Source organism: Kitasatospora sp. NPDC002543 (assembly GCF_053594915.1).
Genome location: NZ_JBSFWR010000179.1, coordinates 1 through 8,043 on the forward strand (window position 1 = coordinate 1; position 8,043 = coordinate 8,043).

Below are 8,043 nucleotides of genomic sequence, written 5' to 3' on the forward strand. Positions count from 1 at the left end.
CGGCGAGCCGCCGCCACGGCGCTCGCGCGTCGGACGGCTGCCGGCGGTCGCGTCAGCCGCGCGTCATCCGGGCCCGGACGAACAGGGCGAGGCAGGTGACGCCGGCGATCACGCAGACGAGGATTCCGCCGCTGAGCAGGTACAGCTGACCGTCGCTGAGACCGGGGACGTCGTGCGCGAGGGCGGTGCCGCCGGGGTCGGTGACCGTCCTGTCCGGGTGGCCCACGATGACGAGGACCATCGCGACGGCCGCGGCCAGGCAGGCCGCGCCCGCGGCGAGCAGCCAACGCGCCGCCTTCTGCAGCCACTCGTCCCCGGTGAGCCGGCTCGCGTGCGGGCAGTTCCCGAGCACCGCGAGGCCCAGCGAGCCGTGCCGCTGGGCCAGCCCGTCCACCCGGATCCGCCGGCCGTCGGTGAGGCGGAGCACGCACCGGTAGCCGCTGCCAAGCTGCCGGCCGAGGCCGGTCTCCCGCTCGGCGGTCCGGATGGTGATCGCGGTGACCTGCTCCCAGGCGACGACCGTGGGCCCGCGCCGGGAGCCGTGGACCAGACCGTGCTCGCGGACCTCGAAGTACTCCTTCGGTCCGCCGCGTACGGCCCGGAGGGCCTGGATCACCCCGATGTAGAGTCCGGCCAGGCCGAGGCCGATGAGCACGCCCACCGCCTTGTTGGCCCCGGACGATCCCTCGTCGCCGACGGCGGACGCTCCCCACAGGCCCAACCAGCCCACCGGGACGCCGATGCCCAGGGCCCAGGAGGCGTTCACCCACCGCTTGCCGTTGGCCACCGGATGCCTGCTGGTGACGGCGCCGAGCTCGTCGGGCCGGTGTGTGTTGTCGATCATCCGTCAAGCTTAGGATGTGTCTCGAATCGCCTCAAGTGGCGTTGTTCGGCCCGCACTTGACGGTGGACCGATCGTCCTTCCGCGCTCGCGTGGGACGACGTGGATCTTCGGGAACGAACGGTGCGCGCGGCCGGCGGCAGGCGGCCGGAGCCGCCGGCACGGCCGCGGCGCGCGCTCAGAGCTGCGCGGCGATCGTCACCAGCAGGGCCGCCAGGCCGACGGCCAGCCAGGCGATGTAGTCGCCCAGGAGGCCGGAGTGCAGGCGGCGCAGCGGCAGGACGAGGGCGCGGTGGAGGCCGCCGGTGCCGCGCCTGGGGTCCCGGCGGACGGCGGCGGTGGCGAAGGCGACGGCGAGCAGGGCGGAGAGCAGGCCGAGCCCGATCCCGGCGGGCGTCCACCAGGCGTCGGGGGCCGGGGGCGCGGTCGGCGCGGGGCCTCCGAGGGCGTCGGCGAGGTAGGCGCTGCGGTCGGTGAAGGCGGCGGCGCCCGTGGCGAGGGCCCGGCCCACGCCGGGCAGCACGCCGACGGCCAGGCAGCCGGCCAGCAGCAGCCCGGGGACCAGGACCATCGGCGGGGGCAGCCGCCGGCCCGGTTCGCGGATCTCGGGTTCCTCGCCCTCGCCGGTGGTCGCGGCGACCTCCGGATGCTCCTTCGGCGGTGCGCCGAACCCGCCGAAGACCCGGAGGGCGGCGCGCAGCACCGCGCCGCCGGTGAGCGCGGACACCAGCACGAACACGGCGGGCAGCCAGGCCAGTTCACGTCCGGCGGCTTCCTCGGCGACGGCCTTGCCGAGGCCGGTGCCGAACGGGGGCAGTCCGGCCAGGGCCAGCGCGCCCAGGGCGAACAGCAGGCCGGTGGCGCGCAGTTCACGGGCCCGGCCGTGCAGCCCGTGCTCGTCCACCGAGCCGTACCGGTCGAGCAGCACGCCGGTGAGGCCGAACAGCGCGGCCTTGGCCCCGGCGTGGCCGGCCACGTACACGGCGGTGCCGGCCAGTCCGGCCGGGGTGAGCAGGGCCGCGCCGATCAGGAAGAGCCCGGTGTGGCCGACGGTGGAGAAGGCGAGCAGCCGCTTCAGGTGCCGCTGCTGCCAGCACAGGACGGCGCCGACCAGCGCGGTCAGCACCCCGAGGGCCAGCAGGGTGTCCCGGACGGCGGCGTCCGGCAGGCCGCCCGCGCCGGCGAAGACCACCCGGTGGATCCGGGCCGCGCCGTACACCCCGAGTTCGACCATCACCCCGGACAGCAGCATGCACACGGGGCTCGGGGCGACGGCGTGGGCGTCCGGCAGCCAGAAGTGGAAGGGCGCCGCGGCGGCCTTGACCAGCGGTCCGGCCAGGACCAGGACGAAGGCGAGGAGCAGCAGGGCGTCCGGACCGCGGCCGGGCACGGCGAGCCGGTCGAGCTGGGCACCGATCTGGGCCAGGCCGAGTTCGCCGGTACGGGCGTAGAGCAGGCCGATGCCGAGCAGCGAGAGGTAGGCGGCGGCCGAGTTGACCAGGCCGAAGGCCATCGCGCCGTGCAGCGGACGCGGGTCCTCGATCCGGTAGCCGGTCAGCGCGTAGGCGACGGCGCCCATCAGCTCGAAGAAGACGAAGGCGTCGAAGAGGTCGCCGGTGAGCGCGAAGCCGCACATCCCGGCCTCGAAGAGCAGCAGCAGCGCGGGGAACCGGCCGCCGTGCTCGCCGGAGGGCTCGTCGAAGTACCGCCAGGCGTAGCAGAGCACGGCGAGCACGAGGACGGCGGCGAGCAGCGCGAGGCCGCTGCCGAGGCGGTCGGCGACCAGCACGACACCCACGCTGTGGCCGCCCCGAGGGCTCCAGCCGCCCAGCCAGGAGACCGCCCGGCCGTCGGGGCCGGTGCGGGCCCACAGCAGGGCGAGGCAGAGGACCTCGGTGGCGGCGAGGGCCGTGGCGAGCGCGTCGCGGCCGAGCCGGGGCAGCCACCGGCCCGTCACGGCGGTGACGGCCGCGCCCAGCAGCGGGACGGCGACGGCCAGCGGCAGGAGGTCGGAGGCGGGGAGCACCGGGCGTCAGCCCCGCAGCCCGGTGAGTTCCTCCGGGTCCACCGTGCCGTGGCGCTTGCGCAGTTGGACCACCAGGGAGAGGAGCAGTGCGGTGACGGTCGCACCGACCACGATGTCGGTGAGCGTCAGGGCCTGGACCACCGGGTCGACCACCGGGGCGTCGGTCGGCAGGTCGGAGAAGACGGGGGCGGTGGCGCCGCGGCGGTAGCCGACGGCGAGCAGCAGCACGTACGTCGAGGACTGGGCGACGGCCAGGCAGCCGACCGCCTGGACGAGGTTGCGGCTGGTCACCAGGCCGTAGAGCCCGGCGAGCAGGATCCACCCGGCCACCAGGTAGGGGAACAGGGTCATGTGCTCTCCCCTCGGGGCACGATCTCGACGGCCTGGTCCAGGAAGCCGGCGAGCAGCACCACCACGCCGGAGGCGACCTCCACCCCGACGGCGGCGTTGACGACGGCGACCAGCCCGCTGGAGGAGAGCTGGTTGAAGGTCCCGAGCGGCAGCGTGTTGGCGAGGTAGCCGGCGCCCTGGGCGAGGCCGATCAGGCCGAGCGCGGCGAAGGCTCCGGCGGCCAGCGCGTCCGCGACGTCCAGCGCGGCGAGCGGGCGGATCCGCTTGAGCACCCGGTAGTCGGCGGCGACGTACGCCAGGTGCAGGGCGGTGGCCAGGGCGACGCCGCCCTGGAAGCCGCCGCCCGGGCTCAGCGCGCCGTGCGCGACGAGGTACCCGCCGACCAGGACGGCGACGGGCAGCAGGGCGGCGCCGAACAGTCGGGTGGTGGGCAGGACGGGCTCGGCGGCGGCGCGGCGTTTGCGCTCGTCCCGGGCCAGCCGCAGCAGGATGCCCGCGCCGAGCACCGAGCCGAACAGGATGGACTCCTCGCCGAGGGTGTCGAAGGCCCGCTGGTCGAAGTTGACGGAGGAGACGATGTTGGCCGTCCTCCGTTCCAGCCCGGCCGCCACCGCGCGCTCGCCGTAGGGGTGGTGGGCGCCGCCGAAGCCGGGCAGCTCGCCGGCGGCGGCGATCAGGGCCGCGGCCAGCACGGAGGCCGCGAGGAGGAAGAGCCCGAGCCGGGTGGTCCGGCTCACTCGGTGCGGTCCGGCCGGTCGTCGGTGTGCTCGGTGCGGCGCACCCGGCGGACGGTCAGCAGGATCAGCAGCGGGGTGATCGCGCTGCCGACGCCGAGCTGGGAGAGCGCGACGTCGGGGGCCTGGAGCACGGTGAAGAGCAGTGCGAGGCTCAGCCCGAGCAGGGCGAGGACGGCGGCCTGCCGGACGGGGTCGCGGGTGAGCGCGGCCGTGGTGGCGGTGACGCCGGTGAGCAGCAGGGTGATGACGGTCAGGGCGTCGGTCATCGGCCGGTCTCCGAGCGGCGGGTGGCCCGGGCGACGGCCATGGTGGTGACGGTGCCGCCGGTGGCCACCAGCAGGCCGATCACCAGGAGCTTGACCGCCGCCCGGCCGGGCCCGGTGTCCACGACGAGGGCGAGCGCGACCAGCGGGGCGCCGAGCAGCGCGGCGGGGGAGAGGGCGTGCAGGCGCAGGTACCGGCCGGGGAGTACGGAGAGCGCGGCGGCGGAGAGCAGCAGCGCGGCGGTGCCCGCCCAGAGCAGCGCCAGGGCCACGGCGTGCCGGCCCATCAGCGCTCCTCCCCGGCGAGGAAGCGGGTGAACACCAGGGTCCCGGCGGGCGCCAGTACGGCGAGGTCGAGCGCCAGGTCGGTGTAGGAGGGTCGGCCGAAGCCCTGGGCGAGCAGCAGTAGGACGACGGGGGTCACCACCGCGGCGAGGTTCAGTCCGGCCAGGCGCCGCCGGGTCGCGCCGGACAGCCCGAGCAGCAGGCACGGGGCGATCCCGCCGACGGCCAGGACGGCCGCCGCCAGCAGCCAGGCGTTCACTCGGCCGCCTCCGTCAACGCGCTTTCCAGGGAGGAGGGTTCATGGCCGAGGGCGTGCACCAGCAGGGTCTGGCCGTCGACGTCCACGACGTAGGCGCCGGGGGTGGAGGACAGCAGGGCGGCCGCCCAGGCGGGCCCGGTGCCGGGTGCGAGCCGGACGGCCCGGAAGCCGGAGCCGCGGTGGCGCGGGGAGACGACGGCGAGCGCCAGCCGGCCGGTGTCGGCCAGCAGCGTCCGAGGGAGGGCCAGGAGCGCCGGGCCGATGCGGGCCGCACCTCCCGGGGTCGCGCCGGAGACGCGCCGCACGGCCACCGCGCCGAGCGCCCCGAGAACGGCGATGCCGCCGCCCACGGTCACCTCGAGCGGTGTCACCGAGCTGATGAATACGATGTTCAGCAGGAGCAACAGCCCCCACCAGAGCAGGAGTTCGGCCACCGTCCGCATCCCGCCACCCCCGTCCGGCCGTCAGGATCGCGCCGCTGGTGCGGCGAGCGGCCCCAGGTGTACCCCCCGGGGGTGACGGCGTCCCGCGCGCAACGCCGTCGCGCGCGGGATCGCCGTGGCGGACCACCCGTTCGCCCGAGCGCGGGACCGGAACCTCCGATGATCGGTCCGGGGCCGCAAGACACGCTTCTAGTCGGGCGGTTCGTGGGGTTCCGGTTCGTGGGCCGGCTCGGTCGACTCGTCCTCCGGTCCCTCCTCCTCGGGGGGAGGAGCCGGAGGCGCGCCCTCACCGGTCATCCGGGACTCGGGGGTCTCCACCGGCACCGGGGGGGTCCTTCGGGACGGGCTGGTCCTGGTCGCTCACCGTGTTCAGTCCTTTCCGACGTCCTTGATCTTCTCGGCGGCCTGCTTCAGGTCGCTCTTGACCTGCTTGCCCCGGCCCTCGGCCTCCATCGCGCGGTCGCCCGTCGCCCGTCCGACGGCCTCCTTGGCCTTGCCGTGAGCCTTCTCGGCGGCGTTGCGCAGCTTGTCGTCGGCGCCCATGGGGTGACTCCTCTCGTTTCGAGGCGTTTCGTGTGCTGTGCTGCGCTTGCCCGGTGACGGCCGTTCCATGCCACGCGGCCGGACATCGCCCCATCGGACAGCGGGATGCCCGCGTGTGAAGGACCGGCGTCACCGCCGCCGGGCGAGCGAACCCGCGGCGGCACCGAGCAGCGCCGCACCGCCGACGGCGAGCAGGCCGTGGTGCCGGGAGGCCCACAGCTGCGCGCTGCGCTCCCGGGCCTCCTCGTCGAAGCGGCCGTGCGCGCCGTGGTCGACGGAAGCGTCCGAGGGCGTCCACAGGTTGGCGAGGTCCTCCGCCTGCCCGGGGCCGTCCTCCTGCTGGGCGTCGATGCCGGTGCGGGCGAGGTAGCGGTCGAGCAGGCCGGGCGCGAGCGCGTTGGCGACCAGGGTGGCGACCGTGCTGCCGCCCACCCAGTACTCCCGCCGCCCGGGGTGGTCCGCCGCGAACCGGACGGCGCGGGCGGCGAGTTCGGGCTGGTACACGGGTGCGACGGGCCGGGCGCGGCCGCGCAGCCGGTTGAGCACCCAGTCGAACTGCGGGGTGTTGACGGCGGGCATCTGGACCATCGTCACCCGCACCGCCGTGCCACTGGCCGGCAGTTCGCAGCGCAGGGCCTCGTGCCACCCCTGGATGGCGTGCTTGGCGCCGCTGTAGGCGGTCTGCAACGGGATGCCCCGGTAGGCGATCGCCGAGCCGACCTGCACGACCGTGCCGTGGTCGCGCGGCAGCATCCGGCGCAGCGCGGCACGGGTGGCGTTGACGTACCCGAGGTACGTGACGTCGGTGACCCGGCGGAACTCGGCCGGGCTGATCTCGGTGAAGGGCGCGAAGACCGAGGCGAAGGCGTCGTTGACCCAGACGTCGATCGGCCCGAACGCGGCCTCGGCGCGGTCGGCGACGGCCTCGCAGGCCTCCGGGTCGGCCACGTCGGCCAGGACGGTGCGCACCGGCGAGCCGGCGGCCCGGGCCTCGGCCGAGGCGGCGCGCAGTCCGGCCGGGCCCCGGGCGACCAGCACCAGCCGGTCGCCCCCGGTGGCGAAGGCGCCGACGCAGGCCCGGCCGATTCCGGCGGTCGCGCCGGTGATGACGACGGTGCGTGGTTCCGAACGGGTGCGGATCCTCATGACGGGCGTCTGGCCCGGCCATCCCCGCTGAAACCCGAGGGGTGCGCGCCCCGGCCGGGCCCGTCCTCCGGCGGCCCGTCGCACCGTCCGTCGCGCCGGTGCAGGTGCCGCAGGGGGATCAGCAGCCAGCAGGACACGAACCAGAACATGACCGCCCCGGTGATCCAGCCGGAGAGCGCCGGTCCGATCGCCGTGCGCAGCAGGAGCAGCAGGGCGGAGCCGGTGGTCAGCGCGAGCAGCAGCAGGCCGATGGCCACCAGTCTGGCCGCCGCGTCGACGAGCTGGGGCTTCAGCCGGTGGCCGGCGAAGATCCGGTGGTAGGCGACCGGGGCCGCCAGGGAGCCGGTCGCCAGTGCTCCGAGGACGACGGTGACCACGTACAGCCCCCGGTCGAAGCCGCCGAGCTGGGCGAAGCGCGGCATGAAGACGACGCTCAGCAGGAACCCGAACAGCACCTGGGAGCCGGTCTGGGCGACCCGCACCTCCTGGAGCAGGTCGGTCCAGCGCCGGTCCGCCCGTTCGTCGGGCGACTCCCGGCGGCCGGTCCGGTGACCGGGGACAGGGCGGTCGGGACCGGTGTCCGGTGCCGCCACGGTGACCACCTCCGCCTGCTGCTCCTGCGCGGCCGCCGCCCCGGCGGCATGTCGCGGCCGGCCGCCGCTCCGCTCGGCGCGAAGGAGCGGGTACCCGGACGAATCGCAGAAAAACGGATGAAACACGAATTTCGTGTCGTGTGTGGGGTAGGAGGTCCGTGCAGCGGCCGTCGAGCGATCCGGCCGCTCCGGCACCGTTCGCGGTGTCACCGGGGCCACGCTTGAAGAAGCCGGGCACAGGTCCTGGGAAGAAGCCCACGTGCGAGCGCCGCTCGCACGGATGCAGGGCGTCCACCCCGCTACCCAGGAGAAGCCCCGTGTCCGTCCACCTGGAACCAGTCCGTCGTGACGCCGTCGAGACGGCTCCGGACCCGCCTTCCGAGCCGTCCGAGCTGTCCGATCTCCCGCCGAGGCCGACGCCGGCCGAGCTGCGCCGGATGGGGAAGACCGAGGCCCGCGAGCTGAGCGACGCGCTGTTCGAACGGCTGGCCGCGCTGGCCCGCGAGTCCCACGCCTACAGCTACGTCCGCGGCACGATCATCGAGCTCAACATGCC

General features: G+C 75.3%; 11 protein-coding genes and 1 pseudogene. 1 reads left to right on the top strand and 11 read right to left on the bottom strand.

Annotated features, from left to right (window positions below; genetic code table 11):
- Positions 1 to 52: 52 nt before the first annotated feature.
- From ACWD4P_RS37185 to ACWD4P_RS37235, 11 genes are all read right to left on the bottom strand, one after another.
- Positions 53 to 844 carry a hypothetical protein gene (locus tag ACWD4P_RS37185; protein WP_449782689.1) on the bottom strand — a complete coding sequence of 264 codons (792 nt, stop codon included), beginning with the start codon at positions 842 to 844 and terminating at the stop codon, positions 53 to 55.
- A 175-nt stretch (positions 845 to 1,019) separates the two neighbouring features.
- Complete coding sequence (locus ACWD4P_RS37190) at positions 1,020 to 2,867, bottom strand: complex I subunit 5 family protein (protein WP_449782690.1); 1,848 nt, start codon at positions 2,865 to 2,867, stop codon at positions 1,020 to 1,022.
- A 6-nt stretch (positions 2,868 to 2,873) separates the two neighbouring features.
- Positions 2,874 to 3,218: a sodium:proton antiporter gene (locus ACWD4P_RS37195; RefSeq protein ID WP_449782691.1), complete on the bottom strand. Its 345-nt coding sequence runs from the start codon at positions 3,216 to 3,218 to the stop codon at positions 2,874 to 2,876.
- Positions 3,215 to 3,955, bottom strand: coding sequence for an MnhB domain-containing protein (locus ACWD4P_RS37200; protein ID WP_449782692.1), 741 nt, complete (start codon positions 3,953 to 3,955; stop codon positions 3,215 to 3,217). Before ACWD4P_RS37200 ends, ACWD4P_RS37195 begins: the two co-directional genes overlap by 4 nt.
- Positions 3,952 to 4,221, bottom strand: a complete 270-nt coding sequence (locus tag ACWD4P_RS37205; protein ID WP_449782693.1) for a Na(+)/H(+) antiporter subunit B — start codon at positions 4,219 to 4,221, stop codon at positions 3,952 to 3,954. The genes ACWD4P_RS37200 and ACWD4P_RS37205 overlap by 4 nt, the downstream gene beginning before the upstream one ends.
- Complete coding sequence (locus ACWD4P_RS37210) at positions 4,218 to 4,505, bottom strand: monovalent cation/H(+) antiporter subunit G (RefSeq protein WP_449782694.1); 288 nt, start codon at positions 4,503 to 4,505, stop codon at positions 4,218 to 4,220. Before ACWD4P_RS37210 ends, ACWD4P_RS37205 begins: the two co-directional genes overlap by 4 nt.
- On the bottom strand, positions 4,505 to 4,762 hold the full coding sequence (locus ACWD4P_RS37215) for a monovalent cation/H+ antiporter complex subunit F (protein WP_359830340.1): 258 nt from the start codon (positions 4,760 to 4,762) through the stop codon (positions 4,505 to 4,507). Before ACWD4P_RS37215 ends, ACWD4P_RS37210 begins: the two co-directional genes overlap by 1 nt.
- Entirely contained in the window at positions 4,759 to 5,205 is a 447-nt protein-coding gene (locus ACWD4P_RS37220; RefSeq protein ID WP_449782695.1) for a hypothetical protein, read from the bottom strand. The genes ACWD4P_RS37215 and ACWD4P_RS37220 overlap by 4 nt, the downstream gene beginning before the upstream one ends.
- A gap of 369 nt (positions 5,206 to 5,574) precedes the next feature.
- Positions 5,575 to 5,748 carry a CsbD family protein gene (locus ACWD4P_RS37225; RefSeq protein WP_359830347.1) on the bottom strand — a complete coding sequence of 58 codons (174 nt, stop codon included), beginning with the start codon at positions 5,746 to 5,748 and terminating at the stop codon, positions 5,575 to 5,577.
- A 129-nt stretch (positions 5,749 to 5,877) separates the two neighbouring features.
- The gene (locus ACWD4P_RS37230) at positions 5,878 to 6,894 is read right to left on the bottom strand and encodes an SDR family oxidoreductase (RefSeq protein ID WP_449782696.1); all 1,017 of its coding nucleotides are present in this window, start codon (positions 6,892 to 6,894) and stop codon (positions 5,878 to 5,880) included.
- A complete protein-coding gene (locus tag ACWD4P_RS37235; protein ID WP_449782697.1) occupies positions 6,891 to 7,487 on the bottom strand; it encodes a DUF6328 family protein in 597 nt (198 codons plus the stop codon). The genes ACWD4P_RS37230 and ACWD4P_RS37235 overlap by 4 nt, the downstream gene beginning before the upstream one ends.
- Before the next feature lie 317 nt (positions 7,488 to 7,804).
- On the opposite strand from ACWD4P_RS37235, the pseudogene ACWD4P_RS37240 reads away from it, so the two are divergent.
- Positions 7,805 to 8,043: pseudogene (locus tag ACWD4P_RS37240) on the top strand (hypothetical protein); the annotation flags it as partial.

Bases quoted from the DNA above. Each gene is read 5' to 3' on its own strand.
- ACWD4P_RS37195 (WP_449782691.1), bottom strand. From the start codon at position 3,218: ATGACCCTGTTCCCCTACCTGGTGGCCGGGTGGATCCTGCTCGCCGGG.
- ACWD4P_RS37185 (WP_449782689.1), bottom strand. From the start codon at position 844: ATGATCGACAACACACACCGGCCCGACGAGCTCGGCGCCGTCACCAGC.
- ACWD4P_RS37210 (WP_449782694.1), bottom strand. From the start codon at position 4,505: ATGGGCCGGCACGCCGTGGCCCTGGCGCTGCTCTGGGCGGGCACCGCC.
- ACWD4P_RS37230 (WP_449782696.1), bottom strand. From the start codon at position 6,894: ATGAGGATCCGCACCCGTTCGGAACCACGCACCGTCGTCATCACCGGC.
- ACWD4P_RS37225 (WP_359830347.1), bottom strand. From the start codon at position 5,748: ATGGGCGCCGACGACAAGCTGCGCAACGCCGCCGAGAAGGCTCACGGC.
- ACWD4P_RS37220 (WP_449782695.1), bottom strand. From the start codon at position 5,205: ATGCGGACGGTGGCCGAACTCCTGCTCTGGTGGGGGCTGTTGCTCCTG.
- ACWD4P_RS37205 (WP_449782693.1), bottom strand. From the start codon at position 4,221: ATGACCGACGCCCTGACCGTCATCACCCTGCTGCTCACCGGCGTCACC.